At 71.0% G+C, this 15,603-nt stretch carries 19 protein-coding genes; 12 read left to right on the plus strand and 7 right to left on the minus strand.

What is annotated here, in order from left to right; genetic code table 11:
- The first annotated feature begins 119 nt into the window (after nt 1–119).
- The gene (gene dusB / locus ACM9LD_RS05010) at nt 120–1,322 is read left to right on the plus strand and encodes a tRNA dihydrouridine synthase DusB (protein WP_415675662.1); all 1,203 of its coding nucleotides are present in this window, start codon (nt 120–122) and stop codon (nt 1,320–1,322) included.
- Between the two features lie 65 nt (nt 1,323–1,387).
- Nucleotides 1,388–2,050, plus strand: a complete 663-nt coding sequence (gene phoU / locus ACM9LD_RS05015) for a phosphate signaling complex protein PhoU (RefSeq protein WP_212553810.1) — start codon at nt 1,388–1,390, stop codon at nt 2,048–2,050.
- A gap of 69 nt (nt 2,051–2,119) precedes the next feature.
- Here the strand turns inward: phoU and ACM9LD_RS05020 are convergent, their stop codons facing one another.
- From ACM9LD_RS05020 to ACM9LD_RS05050, 7 genes are all read right to left on the minus strand, one after another.
- On the minus strand, nt 2,120–3,259 hold the full coding sequence (locus ACM9LD_RS05020) for an FHA domain-containing protein (RefSeq protein WP_415675663.1): 1,140 nt from the start codon (nt 3,257–3,259) through the stop codon (nt 2,120–2,122).
- A 49-nt stretch (nt 3,260–3,308) separates the two neighbouring features.
- The gene (gene pstB / locus ACM9LD_RS05025) at nt 3,309–4,085 is read right to left on the minus strand and encodes a phosphate ABC transporter ATP-binding protein PstB (RefSeq protein WP_415675664.1); all 777 of its coding nucleotides are present in this window, start codon (nt 4,083–4,085) and stop codon (nt 3,309–3,311) included.
- A 17-nt stretch (nt 4,086–4,102) separates the two neighbouring features.
- On the minus strand, nt 4,103–5,017 hold the full coding sequence (pstA, locus tag ACM9LD_RS05030) for a phosphate ABC transporter permease PstA (protein WP_415675665.1): 915 nt from the start codon (nt 5,015–5,017) through the stop codon (nt 4,103–4,105).
- Entirely contained in the window at nt 5,014–5,922 is a 909-nt protein-coding gene (pstC, locus tag ACM9LD_RS05035; RefSeq protein WP_415675955.1) for a phosphate ABC transporter permease subunit PstC, read from the minus strand. Before pstC ends, pstA begins: the two co-directional genes overlap by 4 nt.
- Before the next feature lie 216 nt (nt 5,923–6,138).
- Complete coding sequence (gene pstS / locus ACM9LD_RS05040) at nt 6,139–7,224, minus strand: phosphate ABC transporter substrate-binding protein PstS (RefSeq protein WP_415675956.1); 1,086 nt, start codon at nt 7,222–7,224, stop codon at nt 6,139–6,141.
- Nucleotides 7,225–7,391: 167 nt separating this feature from the next.
- Nucleotides 7,392–8,267, minus strand: a complete 876-nt coding sequence (gene mshD, locus ACM9LD_RS05045) for a mycothiol synthase (protein ID WP_415675666.1) — start codon at nt 8,265–8,267, stop codon at nt 7,392–7,394.
- On the minus strand, nt 8,268–9,002 hold the full coding sequence (locus ACM9LD_RS05050; protein WP_415675667.1) for a winged helix-turn-helix domain-containing protein: 735 nt from the start codon (nt 9,000–9,002) through the stop codon (nt 8,268–8,270).
- A gap of 110 nt (nt 9,003–9,112) precedes the next feature.
- Between ACM9LD_RS05050 and ACM9LD_RS05055 the strand changes: the two genes are divergently transcribed.
- The 10 genes from ACM9LD_RS05055 (at nt 9,113) to ACM9LD_RS05100 (ending at nt 15,596) form a co-directional block, all read left to right on the plus strand.
- Nucleotides 9,113–9,928 (plus strand): LmeA family phospholipid-binding protein, encoded by an 816-nt coding sequence (locus tag ACM9LD_RS05055; protein ID WP_415675668.1) that lies wholly within the window; start codon nt 9,113–9,115, stop codon nt 9,926–9,928.
- A gap of 71 nt (nt 9,929–9,999) precedes the next feature.
- Complete coding sequence (locus ACM9LD_RS05060; RefSeq protein WP_369123335.1) at nt 10,000–10,083, plus strand: putative leader peptide; 84 nt, start codon at nt 10,000–10,002, stop codon at nt 10,081–10,083.
- Nucleotides 10,084–10,215: 132 nt separating this feature from the next.
- Nucleotides 10,216–11,043, plus strand: a complete 828-nt coding sequence (locus ACM9LD_RS05065) for a sulfurtransferase (RefSeq protein ID WP_415675669.1) — start codon at nt 10,216–10,218, stop codon at nt 11,041–11,043.
- Between the two features lie 11 nt (nt 11,044–11,054).
- On the plus strand, nt 11,055–11,360 hold the full coding sequence (locus ACM9LD_RS05070) for a DUF1416 domain-containing protein (protein ID WP_415675670.1): 306 nt from the start codon (nt 11,055–11,057) through the stop codon (nt 11,358–11,360).
- Nucleotides 11,361–11,504: 144 nt separating this feature from the next.
- Nucleotides 11,505–12,548, plus strand: a complete 1,044-nt coding sequence (locus ACM9LD_RS05075) for an alpha/beta fold hydrolase (protein ID WP_415675671.1) — start codon at nt 11,505–11,507, stop codon at nt 12,546–12,548.
- A gap of 83 nt (nt 12,549–12,631) precedes the next feature.
- Nucleotides 12,632–13,165, plus strand: coding sequence for a methylated-DNA--[protein]-cysteine S-methyltransferase (locus tag ACM9LD_RS05080; protein ID WP_415675672.1), 534 nt, complete (start codon nt 12,632–12,634; stop codon nt 13,163–13,165).
- Complete coding sequence (locus tag ACM9LD_RS05085) at nt 13,162–13,632, plus strand: RNA polymerase sigma factor (RefSeq protein ID WP_415675673.1); 471 nt, start codon at nt 13,162–13,164, stop codon at nt 13,630–13,632. Before ACM9LD_RS05080 ends, ACM9LD_RS05085 begins: the two co-directional genes overlap by 4 nt.
- Nucleotides 13,629–14,231 (plus strand): methylated-DNA--[protein]-cysteine S-methyltransferase, encoded by a 603-nt coding sequence (locus ACM9LD_RS05090; protein ID WP_415675674.1) that lies wholly within the window; start codon nt 13,629–13,631, stop codon nt 14,229–14,231. The genes ACM9LD_RS05085 and ACM9LD_RS05090 overlap by 4 nt, the downstream gene beginning before the upstream one ends.
- Complete coding sequence (locus tag ACM9LD_RS05095; RefSeq protein WP_415675675.1) at nt 14,228–14,926, plus strand: 2OG-Fe(II) oxygenase; 699 nt, start codon at nt 14,228–14,230, stop codon at nt 14,924–14,926. The genes ACM9LD_RS05090 and ACM9LD_RS05095 overlap by 4 nt, the downstream gene beginning before the upstream one ends.
- Nucleotide 14,927: 1 nt before the next feature.
- Nucleotides 14,928–15,596: an alpha-ketoglutarate-dependent dioxygenase AlkB family protein gene (locus ACM9LD_RS05100; RefSeq protein WP_415675676.1), complete on the plus strand. Its 669-nt coding sequence runs from the start codon at nt 14,928–14,930 to the stop codon at nt 15,594–15,596.
- The last annotated feature ends 7 nt before the right edge of the window (nt 15,597–15,603 follow it).

The raw sequence follows: 15,603 nt of genomic DNA on the forward strand, positions 1-15,603 counted from the left end.
ACCGGAACCCGTCGCGCCTCGCCGAGGCCCGGCGGGTTCTTCTCGTTCGGGACCGCCGCGGTTTGCCGGAACCGGCCGCCGCCAGCGATCATGGAATGAACGACCACGGGAGAGCACTGATGACCACAGCCACCACGACGCAGCCCAAGCTGCGCATCGGGCGGTTCGAGCTCGACTCCCCCGTCGTGCTCGCGCCGATGGCCGGCGTCACCAATGTGGCCTTCCGCAGCCTCTGCCGCGAGCTGGAGCGCGCGCGCACCGGCACCGTCGCGGGGCTGTACGTGTGCGAGATGGTCACGGCCCGAGCGCTCGTCGAGCGGCACCCGGTCACGATGCACATGACCACCTTCGCCCCCGACGAGGACCCGCGCAGCCTGCAGCTCTACACCGTCGACGCGAAGTGGACCTACGAGGCCGCGCGGATGATCGCCGAGGAGGGCCTCGCCGACCACCTCGACATGAACTTCGGTTGCCCCGTCCCCAAGGTCACCCGCCGCGGCGGCGGCTCCGCGCTGCCCTACAAGCGGAACCTGTTCGCGAGCATCGTCGACGCGGCGGTCCGCGGCATCGCCGACGGCTCCCCCGCGGGCTCCCCCGAGATCCCGGTGACGGTGAAGTTCCGCGTCGGTATCGACGACGAGCACCACACCCACCTCGACGCCGGCCGGATCGCCGCCGAGCAGGGCGCGGTCGCCGTCGCGCTGCACGCCCGCACCGCCGCGCAGCGCTACTCGGGCCAGGCCGACTGGGACGAGATCGCGCGGCTCAAGGACCACGTGCACCACCACTTCGGCGACACCGTCCCGGTGCTCGGCAACGGCGACATCTTCGCCGCCGAGGACGCCGTGACCATGTTGGAGCGCACCGGCTGCGACGGCGTCGTCGTGGGCCGCGGCTGCCTCGGCCGCCCCTGGCTGTTCTCCGAGCTCTCGGCCGCGATCAACGGCACCCCGATGCCCGTCCCGCCGCACCTGGGCGAGGTCACCGACATCATGTACCGCCACGGCGAGCTCCTCGCCGCGCACCACGGCGAGGACAAGGGCATGCGGGAGATCCGCAAGCACGTCGCCTGGTACCTGCGCGGCTTCCCCGCGGGCGGCGAACTGCGGACGCGGCTCGCGACCGTCAAGACCCTCGCCGACCTGCGCGCACTGCTGGACACCCTGCCCCACGACGTGCCCTTCCCGAAAGACGCCGAGGGCCCCCGCGGCCGCCAGGGCACGCCCGGCAAGGTGGTGCTCCCGGAGGGCTGGCTCGACGATCCGTGGGAGTCCGACGCCGCGGCGATGCCGGGCGCCGAGGAGGAGACGAGCGGCGGTTAACCGTCGTTCACCCGTCGTTCATCCAACGCTGCGGTCGTGTATGAAAAGGCCGATATACTGCGCACATGCGTAATGCGTACATCCAGCAGATGGCTGCTTTCAACGACATCCTCGGTGATATCTGCGACAAGTCGGGTATCGCCATGGAGAAGGCGACCAACTCGCTGCTCCAGGCCGACCTCGCGCTCGCCGAGGAGGTCATCACCGAGCACGACGAGATCGTTCGGCTCAGCCGCCGCGCCGAGGAGGAGGCGTTCTCCCTCCTCGCGCTGCAGGCGCCCGTCGCCAGCGACCTGCGCGTCGTGGTCTCCGGCTTCCAGATCGTGGCCGACGTCGACCGGATGGGCGCGCTCGCCCTGCACGTCGCGAAGGTGACCCGCCGCCGCTTCCCGAACAAGACCCTCCCCGAGGAGGTCAACGGCTACTTCGCCGAGATGGGCCGTCTCGCGGTCGAGCTCGCGAACTCCGCCCGCGAGGTCCTGGTCACCCAGGACCCGAAGCAAGCCGCGGAGATCGAGGAGCAGGACGACGCGATGGACGACCTGCACCGGCACCTGTTCACCGTGCTCATGGACCGCGAGTGGAAGCACGGCGTCGCCGCCGCCGTCGACGTGACGCTGCTGGGCCGCTACTACGAGCGCTTCGCCGACCACGCCGTGGAGATCGGCCGCCGCGTGATCTTCCAGGCCACCGGCAGCCCCGAGCCCACCGCGGACATCTCCAAGTAGGTCCACGCCCCCGCACGGCCGCCCTCCGGGGCGGCCGTTGCGCTGTCCGGGGTCAGGCCGGGCCCGCGCTCAGGCACCCACGCCGTCCTGCAGCTGCAGGATGCGGCCGCCGAGGTGGATGTCGGACCCCACGCCGAGGGGCACCGGCTGGCCCGGCGGCAGGCGCAGGGGCTGCGGCGCGCCGGGCGGCCGCACCCAGGTGCCGTTCGCCGAGCCCACGTCGACGGCGAGCACCTGCCAGCCGTCGATCCGGATCTCCAGGTGCGCGCGCGACAGGGCGCCGGTACGGTCCGGCAGGACGACGGGCGCGAGCCGCCCGGTACCGCCCTGCGACCGCCCCGAGCGCTGCGCGACGAAGGCGGCGGGGTCGCGGCCGATCACCATGTCGTTCTCCACGACGAAGGCGGTGCCGTCGTCGGCGACGAGCAGCCCCAGCGGCGGCCGCGGGCCGCTCTCCAACGGAGCCCGTCGATCGACGAGGGCGCCGCAGCGGGTGCAGTACGCGGCGACGGGCGCGTTGAGGTGCCCGAAGGCGCAGCGCCGGCCCTCGACCGTGGGCCCGGCCGCCACGGCGGCGCTCACGTCGCCGACGTCCACCTCGTAGTCGGTGGCCGCGAAGAGCGGGCTCACGCCGGTGGGTTCCTCGTTGGTGGGCGCGTCGGCGGGGAAGACGTCGGTCGCGATCTCGCCCTCCGCGTCGGGCCGCACGGACGCCTCCGACCACAGCACGACGCCCGCGCCGGGCACGGCACCGTCGTCGAAGCGGAGTGCGCCGGGCCCGCACACGGGGGCGGGCGGGGGCGGCGGCCCGACGGTGACGGTGACCACCGAGCCCGGGGCCAGAGGCGCGACGCGCTCCGCGAAGTCGGCGCCGGCGTGCAGCACGTGACCGGGCGTGGCCGCCGCGGCGGACGGGAAGATGGCGAGGGTGATCGCGAGCTCGGCGTCCGCGCCCGCGACGCCGCGCAGCAACGCCCGGGCCGTGCCGTCCCGCAGCTCGACCACGGCGAAGGGCGGGCCGGTGATGGCGCTGAGGGCCGGGGCGATGTCACCGTCGACCTCCAGCGCCGCGCGCAGTTCCGCGACCGCAGCGGGCCCGCCGACGGCCGGCGCGTCCACGAACAGGAGCCGCTCGTGCGCGCGGGCCACCACGCGGTCGCCGGGCAGCACGGTGCTGTACCGGTCGCCGGTCGGGGGCTGCGATGTCATCCCCATAGGATACGGCCGATATCCGACAACGCCGTGTCGGTGTGACCCGTCAGCCGAAGCGGCCCGAGATGTAGTCCTCGGTGGCCTGCTCGTCCGGGTTGGAGAACATCTTCTCGGTCGGGTTGATCTCGATGAGCCTGCCAGGCTTGCCGGTGGCCTCGAGGTTGAAGAACGCGGTCTGGTCGGAGACGCGGGCCGCCTGCTGCATGTTGTGCGTGACGATGACGATCGTGTACTTCTGCTTGAGCTCGCCGATCAGGTCCTCGATGGCGAGGGTCGAGATCGGGTCGAGCGCCGAGCAGGGCTCGTCCATGAGCAGCACGTCGGGGCTGACCGCGATCGCGCGCGCGATGCACAGGCGCTGCTGCTGGCCGCCGGAGAGTCCGCCGCCGGGCTTGTTCAGGCGGTCCTTGACCTCGCCCCAGAGGTTCGCGCCGCGCAGCGACTGCTCGGCGACCTCGTCGAGCTTGGACTTGCTGCGGATGCCCTGCAGCTTGAGCCCGGCCACGACGTTGTCGCGGATCGACATGGTGGGGAACGGGTTGGGCCGCTGGAAGACCATGCCGATGGTCTTGCGCACGCCCACCGGGTCGACGCCGGTGCCGTAGATGTCGGCACCGTCGAGGGTGATGTGCCCGTCGACGCGGGCGCCGGGGGTCACCTCGTGCATGCGGTTGATCGACCGGAGCACCGTCGACTTGCCGCAGCCGGACGGCCCGATGAACGCCGTGACGGAGTTCGGCGGCACCGTCAGCGAGACGTCCTGCACGGCGTGGAACGCGCCGTAGTAGATGTTCAGGTCCTTGATGTCCAGGCGCTTCGCCATGACTGATCTCCTTGTACTTACTTCGTCTTGGGGGCGAGCAGCCGGGACATGAGGGCGGCCAGGCCGCTCGCGATGCCCACGAGGATCACCAGGGTGAGGGCGGCGCCCCACGCCCGGTACTCGCCGACGGCGCCGGGGTTGTTGCGGTACTGGTCGTAGATGAACAGCGGCAGCGACGACATGTTGCCGTTGAAGAGGTCGTAGTTCATCCGGTCGCTGATGCCCACGAGCAGCAGCACGGGCGCGGTCTCGCCGACGACGCGGGCGATGGCGAGGAAGACGCCGGAGACCATGCCGGACGCGGCCGTCGGGAGCACGATCCGCACGATGGTCTTCCACTTGGGCACGCCCAGCGCGTAGGAGGCCTCGCGCAACTCGTTCGGCACGAGCTTGAGCATCTCCTCGGTGGAGCGCACGACGACGGGCACCATGAGCAGGATCAGCGCGAGGCTCACCGCGAAGGCGGACTGCGGCATGCCGAAGGTGGTGATCCAGATGCCGAAGATGAACAACGTCGCGACGATCGACGGGATGCCGGCGAGCACGTCGACCATGAAGGTGGTGATCTTGCCCAGGCGCGTGCCCTCGGCGTACTCGACGAGGTAGATGCCCACCATCACACCGATCGGCACGGAGAACAGCGCCGCGATGCCGGCCTGCACGAGCGTGCCGTACAGGGCGTGGCGGATGCCGCCGGCGTAGGAGTCGGGCGCGACGCGGACCATCGACTTGGTCCACCACTCGGGTTCGAGGATCGCGGGCAGGCCGTTGGCGATCACCATGTACAGCAGCGAGACCAGCGGCGCGAGGGCCAGCAGGAAGCAGGCACCGAAGATGATCGCGGCGGCGTTGTTCTTGATCCGGCGCGCGGTCGACGTGCGGTGGAAGACGGTGCCGCTCTTGGCGACGTCGTCGAGCTCGGTGGCGGTCATCCGTTCACCCGTCCCCCGCCGATCCAGCGGGCGACCGCGTTCACCACGAAGGTGAGCACGAACAGCACGAGGCCGGCGGCGATGTAGGCGCCGCGCTGGTCGACGTTGTCGAACTCAGCGGCGGCGGAGGCGATCTTCGAAGCAAAGGTGTAGCCGCTGTCGAACAGCGACCAGATGGAGGTCTTGGTGGCGGCGAACAGGATGATGAGCACCGCGATGGTCTCGCCGAGCGCGCGGCCCAGGGCCAGCATCGAGCCGGCGACGATGCCGGACCGGCCGTAGGGGAAGACGGTGAGGCGGATGACCTCCCACTTGGTGGCGCCCAGGGCCAGCGCGGCCTCCTGGTGCGCGACGGGGGTCTGCCGCAGCGCCTCGCGCGTGATCGACGTGATGATCGGCAGGATCATGATGGCGAGCACGATGCCGGCGGTGAACACCGTCGAGCCCAGCGAGAGTTCGACGTTGCCCGTCTTGAACAGGAAGAACCAGCCGAGATTCTCGTTGAGCCACTTCTGCAGCGGCACCAGGAAGGGCGCGAGCACGAAGATGCCCCACAGGCCGTAGATGATCGACGGGACCGCGGCCAGCAGGTCGATCACCGCGCTCAGCGGCCGCGAGAGCCGCTGCGGCACGTACTGCACGAGGAAGGTGGCGATGCCCACGGCCACCGGCACGGCGAGGATCAGCGCCATCACCGACGAGAGGACCGTGATCTTCAGCAGCTCGAGGATGCCGAACCGCATGTTCGACGGGTTCGTCTGCCACTCGGAGCTGGTGAGGAAGTTGGCGTTGTTCTTGGTGAGCGCCGGGACCGCCTGCACCACGAGCTGCAGGAAGATCAGCGCGATCACCACGACGAGCAGGACGCCCGAGGCGTACGCCGCCCATTTGAAGATCTTCTCCATGCGGTCGTGACCGCCGGCGAAGGTGGTGCGGGTGCCCGCGTCAGTGGTCGCCACGGCACTCGCAGCGCCGTCCGCGTCGCGGTCCGTCGAATCCTCAGTCGCCATGTTTCCCCGTTGTTCCGCCACGCGAAGTCGTCCTTCCGGCTGCGCCGTACGTCGTGCGAGTGCCATTGTGCCTGGCCGCCCGCACGACGCCCGGTGCTTCAGCTGCCTCTGTTACTGGATGGAGTCGATCGACTCGTTGAGCGTGGTGCGGAAGGACTCGGGGATCGGGGCGTAGCCCTGGCCCTCGAGCTGGTCCTGCGCCTGCTTGCTGGCCGCGACCTTGAGGAAGGTCTTCAGGCCCTTGCCGACCTCGGCGTCCGCGTACTTCGAGCACACGATCTCGTAGGTCGCGAGCACGATCGGGTAGGCGCCGGCCGCCGCGGGCTTGTAGAAGCCCTCGGTGTCGATGACCAGGTCCTTGCTGCCCGGGGTCTTGAACTTCGCCGACTCGATGGTCTTGCCCACCGACTCGTTCGACAGCTTCACGGCCTCGGGGCCGGCGGAGGTGATGATGTTCGCGACCTGCAGCTTCTGCGCCTTGGCGAAGCTCCACTCGGCGTAGGTGATGGTGCCCTCGGCCTTGTTCACGGTCGCGGCGACGGCGGCGTTGCCGCTCGCGCCCTGGCCGGTGCCGCCCTTGAAGGCCTTGCCCTTCTTGTCGGCGGACCACTCGGCCGGCGCGGCCGAGCCGAGGTACTTCTGGAAGTTCTCGGTGGTACCCGACTCGTCGGAGCGGAAGACGACGGTGATCGGCAGGTCGGGCAGCGTGGCGCCCTTGTTCTCGGCGGCGATCTCGGGGGCGTTCCACTTGGTGACGACGCCGCTGAAGATCTTCGCCAGGGTCGGGGCCGACAGGTTCACGGAGACATCGCCGGGGAGCTTGTAGGCGACGGCGATCGGGCCGAAGACGAGCGGCAGGTTCAGGGCGGGGGCCCCGCACTTCTCCTCGGCCTTCTTCGCCTGGTCGGCGTTGAGCGGCGAGTCGGAGCCGCCGAAGTTGGTCAGGCCCGAGGTGAACTCGGTGATGCCCTGGCCCGAGCCGTTGCCGCTGTAGTCGACGTTCGCGCCGGAGCAGTCCTGGGCGAAGGTGTTCTTGAAGACGGTCATGGCGTTGGCCTGCGCCGTCGAGCCGCTGCCCTTGAGCTGCAGCTTGCCGTCGCACTGCACGCCCGAGCCGCCACCGGCGGAGCTGCCCGCGGCCTCGCTCGACTCCTCGCCGCCGCACGCGCTCAGGGTCAGGGACAGGGCGGCCACCATGGCAAGGGCCGATACGGATCCACGCTTGAAGTTCACCGAGATTCCTCCGGGTCGAGTCAGGACTGATCACCCCGGCACTGCGGGTGTCATCCAGCAACATAGGGAGGCCGGGTGTCCGAATCGGGTGTCCCGGATGAACGGAGGGGAAACTCGCCCGGTCGAGTGGATTACCGTAGCGCGTACGCGACGTGTCTTTCGCGTTCCTCAAAACTCAGGCCGGTATAGGTGCGGAGCGCCGCCGTGTTGTCGCCCTCCACGTACAGCTCCACCTCGGCGAGGCCGCGTCCGGCGAGGTACTCGAGCCCGACGGCGGTCAGCAGCCGCCCCAGCCCCTTGCCCTGCCCCGCGGGGGCGACCGCCACTATGTACACCTCGCCCAGCCCCGCGGCCGGGTCGGCGACCTTGGTCCAGTGGAACCCCAGCAGCCGGTCCTGCTCGTCGACGGCGAGGAACAGCCCGGCCGGGTCGAACCAGTCGGCGCCGGTCCGCTCGTCGATCTGCTCGCCGGTCCAGCCGCCCTGCTCGGGGTGCCAGGAGAAGGCGGCGTTGTTCACCTCGAGGATCGCGGCGTCGTCGGTCGGTCCCGCGTAGGTCCGCACGGTCACCCCGGCGGGGGCCGACGGTGCCGGGTCCAGCCCGGCGAGCGGCCGCCGCAGGTTCAGCAGGGTGCGCACCGCGGTGAGGCCGAGGTCCGCGGCGAGCGCGTGCGCGGCCGGCAGGTCGCCGTGCGCCCACACGGTGCCCCCGTCCCCCGCGAGCTCGAGGGCCCCGGTCACCAGGGCGCGGCCCAGGCCCCGTCGGCGCTCCGACGGCGCGACGACCACTTCGGCCGCGCCGGGCCCGCCGGCCGGCGGCACGACGATCCCGGCGTAGCCCGACGGTGCGCCGTCCACGCCACGGGCGAGGAGGTGCGGGCCGTCCCCGGTGACGCCGAGGCGGAACTGCTCCGAGAGCGGGCCGATGCCGTCCGCGGCCTCCGCGGCGCCGGCGATCGCGAGCACCGCCCCGGCATCGTCGACCGGACCGCGCACCACGTCGACCATCTACAGCTCCTCGAGATCCTCGTCCGTCGGTTCCATGTCCTCGACGGGCCGCTCGCCCTTGCCGCGCACCGGCCGGACCGCCTTGTAGCCCACGTTACGGACCGTGCCGATCATGCCCTCGTGCTCGGCGCCGAGCTTGGCGCGCAGGCGCCGCACGTGCACGTCGACGGTGCGGGTGCCGCCGAAGAAGTCGTAGCCCCACACCTCCTGCAACAGCTGGGCGCGGGTGAAGACGCGGCCCACGTTCTGCGCGAGGAACTTGAGCAGCTCGAACTCCTTGTAGGTGAGGTCGAGCGGCTTGCCGCGCAGGCGGGCGGTGTAGGTGCCCTCGTCGATGACCAACTCGCCGAGCGTGACCTTGTCGGCCACCTCGTCCTCGCCGCCGGCGTCGCGGCGCGCGACGACGAGCCGGAGCCGGGCGTCGATCTCGGCCGGCCCGATCGTCGGCAGGAGGAAGTCGTCGAGGCCCCAGTCGGCGCTCGCGGCGACCAGCCCGCCCTCGGTGAGCACCGCGACCACGGCCATCCTGCCCCCGCCCGTGCTGCCGAGCAGCCGGCACAGGCCGCGCGCGGTCACCAGGTCGGTGCGCGCGTCCACGAGGGCGACCTCCGCCGGCCCGACCTCCAGCAGCGACGAGACGTCGGCGGGCAGCGTCCGCACCGTGTGCGGTAGCAGCGACAGCGACGGCAGCACCGTATCCGGCTCCCGGTCGGATGTGAGCAGGATCAGATCCACATGCCCTCCCCACGGGTGCGCGGCGGTCTCGGTCGAAAAGTCGAATGTCAGAATAGCGGTGGTCAGGACGCCGTGCGGAACGGCGTCGCCGTGAGGGAGAGGGTGCGAGTGTGACGCAGGGGCAGGGACGGGCGTGGATCAGGCGGGTTCTGATCGCCCTAGCGACGCTCCTCACGGTCGCGCTGCTCGCCGAACTCGGCTCCGCCGCAACGGCGGAGTACCGCCTGTCGCGCGAGCTGCGGGCGGCCGCGGGTCTCTCCGACGATCCCGAGGTGACGATCGGCGGCTTCCCGTACCTGACCTCGGGCGGGGCGCACCCGAAGCTGACGATCGCCGCGCCCGCGACGGTGCACGACCGCAGCGCGCGCATCGAGGCGGAGATGGCCGACGTCCGGATCCCGGGTGGCCTACTGCCGACGTTCGCGCCGGACACCCCGATCGCGGCCGGCCACGTTGAGGCGCGCGTGCGGCTGGACCAGAAGGCCGTGGGCCGGTTCATGGACATCGTCGACCTGCAGGTGCACACGCCCGCGCCGAAGCGCGCCGGCGCGGGCAGCCCGGCCGACGGCTACGTGAAGGCGTCGAAGGGCATCGTCCTCACCGGCACCGTCCCGCTGCCCACCCCCGCCGAGCCGAAGCGCACCGTGCTGATCTCGGTCGCCGCGGACTTCGCGAACGAGGGCGACGCGATCTCGGTGCGCGCCACCGGGATCTACTCGGGGCCCGAGGACCACGCGAAGGCCGACCTGCTGCCGGGCGAGGACCGGACGGTCCTGGCCGCGTTCACCCGCGTGCTGCCGCGGATGGCGCTGCCCTTCGGCATCGCGCCCACCGGCGCGCGGGCGGAGAACGCCGATGTCGTGCTGCTCGGCGAGGCCGACGGGGTGACCGTCACCCCGGGCGCGTTCTACCGGCCCCTGGCCTGAGCGCCGCGCGCCGCTGAGGGTCCCGTGACCCTCCCGTGACGGAACGGCGCGGGTTGGGTATTCTCGGTCTCATGCGCAACCGCTGTGAGCTGCTGCTCACCCGCCGTCTGGCGGTCGATCTGTGCCGTATGGCCGGTTGTTGCTGTCTGGGCTAGTCCCGCCTCCCTCCGGGCCGGGTGCCCGATTCTCGGTGCATCCCCATGCCCTCCCAGCGCATCCGCGCACCCTTCGAAGTGGCGATCTCGCTTCTCACTTCACGTCCATAGGTATCAACGAAAGGGATCCTCATGGCTCGCTCCGACGTCCTGGTCTCCGCAGACTGGGCTGAGCAGAACCTCGACACCCCGGGTGTCGTCTTCGTCGAGGTCGACGAGGACACGTCGATCTACGACGACAACCACATCAAGGGCGCCGTCCGCCTCGACTGGCGCAAGGACCTGCAGGATCCGATCCGCCGCGACTTCCTCGACCAGGAGGGCTTCTCGAAGCTGCTCTCCGAGCGCGGCATCGGCAACGACGACACCGTGGTGCTCTACGGCGGCAACAACAACTGGTTCGCGGCCTACGCCTACTGGTACTTCAAGCTGTACGGCCACCAGGACGTGAAGCTGCTCGACGGTGGCCGCAAGAAGTGGGAGCTCGACGGCCGCCCGCTGTCGACCGACGCCGTGACCCGTCCGGCCACGAACTACCAGGCCAAGCCCGTCGACCTGTCGCTGCGCGCCTTCCGCGACGAGGTGATCGACTCGATCGGCAAGAAGAACCTTGTCGACGTGCGTTCGCCCGACGAGTTCTCCGGCAAGATCTCCGCGCCGGCCCACCTCCCGCAGGAGCAGGCGCAGCAGCGCGGCCACGTCCCCGGCGCGATCAACATCCCGTGGTCGACCACCGCGAACGAGGACGGCACCTTCAAGTCGGACGACGACCTGGCGACGCTGTACGCCGAGAAGGGCTTCGACGACACCAAGGAGACCATCGCGTACTGCCGCATCGGCGAGCGTTCCTCGCACACGTGGTTCGTGCTGCAGGAGCTCCTCGGCAAGAAGAACGTCAAGAACTACGACGGCTCGTGGGTCGAGTACGGCTCCCTCGTGGGCGCCCCGATCGAGAAGTAAGGAAGAGCAACATGTGTGGAGCACCCAAGCAGGGCCAGGTCCTGCCCGCCGGCGTCGATGTCGAGAAGGAGACCGTGCTGACCGGTCAGGTCCTCGACGGTGCCGGTAACCCCGTCGCGGGCGCGTTCGTGCGCCTGCTCGACGGCACCGGCGAGTTCACCGCCGAGGTCGTGGCCTCGGGCACCGGCGACTACCGCTTCTTCGCGGCGCCGGGCACCTGGACGCTGCGCGCCCTGTCCTCCGTGGGCAACGGCGACATCCAGGTCTCGCCCGAGTCGAACGGCGTCTACAACCAGGACATCACCATCTCGAAGTAGAGATCGCTCGCGAAGGGCGCGCATCCGGATTCCGGGTGCGCGCCTTTCCGTTTTCCGCTACCCGGCGGAAATCGGACGGGTAGCGTCGAGAGTCAGTACCGATTCGGTACTACGTCGCGAATCCGCTACCCGAGGAGTCCCACCGTGCCCGCTCCCTCCGACGCCGAGTACTTCGAGCTCGGCGACGTCACGCTGCAGTCCGGCCACACCCTGCGCGGCGCCCGCCTCGCGTACAAGACCTTCGGCACGCTCAACGCCGACAAGTCGAACGTGATCGTCTACCCCACCTGGTACTCGGGCTGGCACACCGACAACGAGTGGCTCGTGGGCACTGACAAGGCGCTGAACCCGGACGAGTACTTCATCGTCATCCCCAACATGCTGGGCAACGGCCTCTCGACCTCCCCGTCGAACGCCGCCTCGCCGTACGACCACGCCCGCTTCCCGCTCGTCACCTTCTACGACCAGGTCGAGGCCCAGCACCGCCTGCTCACCGAGAAGTGGGGCATCTCGACGATCGGGCTGGTCACCGGCTGGTCGATGGGCGCGGGCCAGACCTATCAGTGGGCGGTGAGCCACCCCGAGATGGTGCAGCGCGCAGCCCCGTTCTGCGGTTCCAGCCGCACCGCACCGCACAACCAGGTGTTCCTCGAGTCGCTGCGCGAGGCGCTCCGGGCCGACGCGACGTGGGCCGACGGCGACTACGACCCCGCGCGCCCGCCGATCAAGGGCCTGCGCGCCTTCGCCCGGATCTACTCGGGATGGGGCTTCTCCCAGGCCTTCTACTGGAACGAGACGTGGCGCGAGCTGGGCTTCACCTCGCTCGACGACTTCCTCTACGGCTTCTGGGAGCAGTTCTTCCGCGACGGCCGCGACCCCAACAACCTGATCGCGATGATCGGCACGTGGCACGCCGGGAACGTCGGCAACACCCCCGGGTTCGACGGCGACCACGAGGCCGCGCTGCGCTCGATCAGGTGCCCCTTGCTGGCGATGCCCGCCGAGAAGGACCTCTACTTCCCGCCGGAGGACGAGGCCTGGGCCTCGCAGTTCATCGAGCACGGCGACGTGCGGGTGATCCCCGGCGTGTGGGGCCACTTCGCGGGCGGCGGCAAGAACCCCGTCGACACGGCCTTCATCGACGCCGGACTGCGGGAGCTGCTCGCCCGCCCCGGCTACACGGGGTAGCCGCTCGCATCTCCTGGAGATCCGGATCTCACGTTCCGCCCGCCCGCGGCGTCTACAGGGCAGGATCGAGACGAGGAGAGATCATGAGCACCAGGCACATCGTGGCGGAGACCACCCTCGGCGAGCTGACGCTCGTCGCCGAGGGACGCGCCGTGACCGGCGTGTACTTCCGCCACCACATCCGCCGGCCGGCGGCATCGTCGTTCGGGGAGCGCGTCGCCACCGACGTCCTGCTCGACGAGGCGGCGCATCAGATCCGTGCCTACCTCGCCGGGGAGCGCCGCGGCTTCGACCTGCCGCTCGCCACCGCCGGCGACGAGGTCCAGGAGGCCGTCTGGGCGGCGCTGCAGGAGATCCCGTACGGCACCACCACGACCTACGGCGCCCTCGCGGAGCGGCTCGGCTTCGTCACGTCGGCGTGGGGCGTGGGGCGGGCCGTCGGCGCGAATCCGCTGTGCGTCCTGATCCCGTGCCACCGCGTGGTCGGGTCGAACGGCACGCTCACGGGGTACGCGGGCGGCCTGCACCGCAAGCGGGTCCTGCTCGACCTCGAGGCCGCCGCCAATGGCGAGCCGTGGCTCCCCGGCATGGGCGCCCACACCCCGGGGGCGGCGTGAAACCACCGTTCGAGCGCCTCGTCGACGAGCACGCCGGCACGGTGCTGCGCGTCTGCCGCGCGATCCTCGGCCCGCACGACGCCGAGGACGCGTGGTCGGAGACATTCCTCTCCGCGCTGCGCGCGTACCCGGACCTGCCCGAGTCGGCCAACGTCGAGGCCTGGCTCGTGACCATCGCGCACCGCAAGGCGATCGACCAGGTGCGGGCGGCGCAGCGCCGCGCCGTGCCGGTCGACGCAGTGCCGGAGCGCCCCGTCACCGCCTCCCCACCCGACGGTGACCTCTGGGTCGCGGTGGCGGCCCTGCCGGACAAGCAGCGGCAGGCCGTCGCGTACCGCTACGCGGCGGACCTGCCCTACGCCGAGATCGCCGAGATCCTCGGCGGCACCGTCGACGCCGCGCGCCGCGCGGCCGCCGACGGCCTCAAGAAACTCCGAACCACTCGCACGAGGGAGGAACTCTCATGAGCGAGAAGATCACCGACACCCTCTCGGCCCCGGCCGATACCGACGCCCTCGCCCGGCTCCGTGCCCGCCTCACCGCGAACGCGGAAGCGGACGGCCTGCTCGACATCGCCTACACCGTCGTCGACTCCCCCGTCGGCGGGCTGCTGCTCGCGGCGACCGAGCGCGGCCTGGTCCGGGTGGCCTACGCCCGCGAGGACCACGACGCCGTCCTGGAGACGCTGGCACAGAAGGTGAGCCCGCGGGTGCTGCGCGCGCCGCGACGGCTCGACGCGACGGCTCGCGAGCTCGACGAGTACTTCGCCGGCACGCGCACCGCGTTCGACCTGCCGCTCGATCACGCCCTGTCGCACGGCTTCCGGCAGCTGGTGCAGAGCCGGCTGCCCGACATCGGCTACGGGACGACGCTGAGCTACAAGCAGGTGGCCGAGCTCGTCGGCAGCCCGGCGGCGGTCCGCGCCGTCGGCACTGCCTGCGCCACGAACCCCCTGCCCGTGGTGGTTCCGTGCCACCGCGTCGTGAAGTCCGACGGCGGCATCGGGCAGTACGTCGGCGGCGTGGAGGCGAAAGCCGCCCTGCTGGAACTGGAGTCGGCCGCATGAGCGCGATCGACTCCGCCGACTGGGACGCCGTCGCCGCCGAGCTCGACGCGGTGGGCGGGGCGCTGCTGCCCCGTCTGCTGTCCGACGAGCGCACCGTCGAACTGCGGGAGCTGTACGGGCGGGACCAGTTGTTCCGCAGCACGATCGACATGGAGCGGTACCGGTTCGGCGCCGGGGAGTACCGCTACTTCGACCGGCCGTATCCGGAGCCGATCGAGGAGCTCAAGCACGCGCTGTATCCGCACCTGCTGCCGATCGCGCGACGCTGGTGGGAGCGGCTGGGCCGCGAGGCGCCGTGGCCCGACGACCTCGACGAGTGGCTAGCGATGTGCCACGAGGCGGGGCAGCGGAAGTCGACGGCGATCCTGCTGAAGTACGGCGCCGGCGACTGGAACGCGCTGCACCGGGACCTCTACGGCGACCTCGTCTTCCCGCTGCAGGTGGTGATCGCGCTCAACGATCCCGGTATGGACCACGAGGGCGGCGAGTTCCTGCTGCTCGAGCAGCGGCCCCGCGCCCAGTCCCGCGGCACGTCCTTCGCGCTGCCGCGCGGGCACGGCTTCGTCTTCACCACCCGCGACCGCCCGGTCCGCTCCGCGCGGGGCTGGTCCGCGGCCCCCGTGCGGCACGGCGTCTCGACGGTCCGCTCCGGCGAGCGGCACACGCTGGCCCTGGTCTTCCACGACGCGGCGTGACATGGGCTCCGACATGTTGTTCCCGCCCGACCGAGCCGTAGTCGACCTCGCGCCGGGCGCGTACCTGATCCGCGGCTGGCTCGACCTCGCGCAGCAGGAATGGATCGTCCGCCGGTTCCGGGAGTGGGCGACCGGGCCGGTGCCGATCCGCGCGGCGACGGTGCGCGGGCACCCGATGTCGGTGCGCACGGTGTGCCTGGGCTGGCACTGGCAGCCCTACCGCTACTCGCGGGACGCGACGGACGTGAACGGCGCTCGCGTGCTGCCCTTCCCGGACTGGCTGGTGCGGGCCGGCCGGAGCGCGCTCGCCGACACGGGGCACGACGCCGACGAGGTCGAGCGGTACACGCCCGACACCGCGCTGGTGAACTTCTACGACGAACAGGCCCGCATGGGCATGCACCAGGACAAGGACGAGATCTCCCGCGCGCCGGTGGTCTCCCTGTCGATCGGCGACAGCTGCACCTTCCGGCTCGGCAACACGGAGAACCGGAACCGCCCCTACGCGGACGTGACGCTCGCATCCGGCGATCTCGTGGTCTTCGGCGGCCCGTCCCGGCTGGCCTTCCACGGCGTGACCGCCGTCCAGCCCGGGACGGCGCCGCCCGGCTGCGGCCTGGAAACGGGTCGGATCAACCTCACCCTCCGCGAGACCGGCATGGAGGGCTGAGCCCGCC

It is taken from the genome of Tsukamurella hominis (genome assembly GCF_965137015.1).
In the GTDB taxonomy this organism is placed as follows: domain Bacteria; phylum Actinomycetota; class Actinomycetes; order Mycobacteriales; family Mycobacteriaceae; genus Tsukamurella; species Tsukamurella hominis.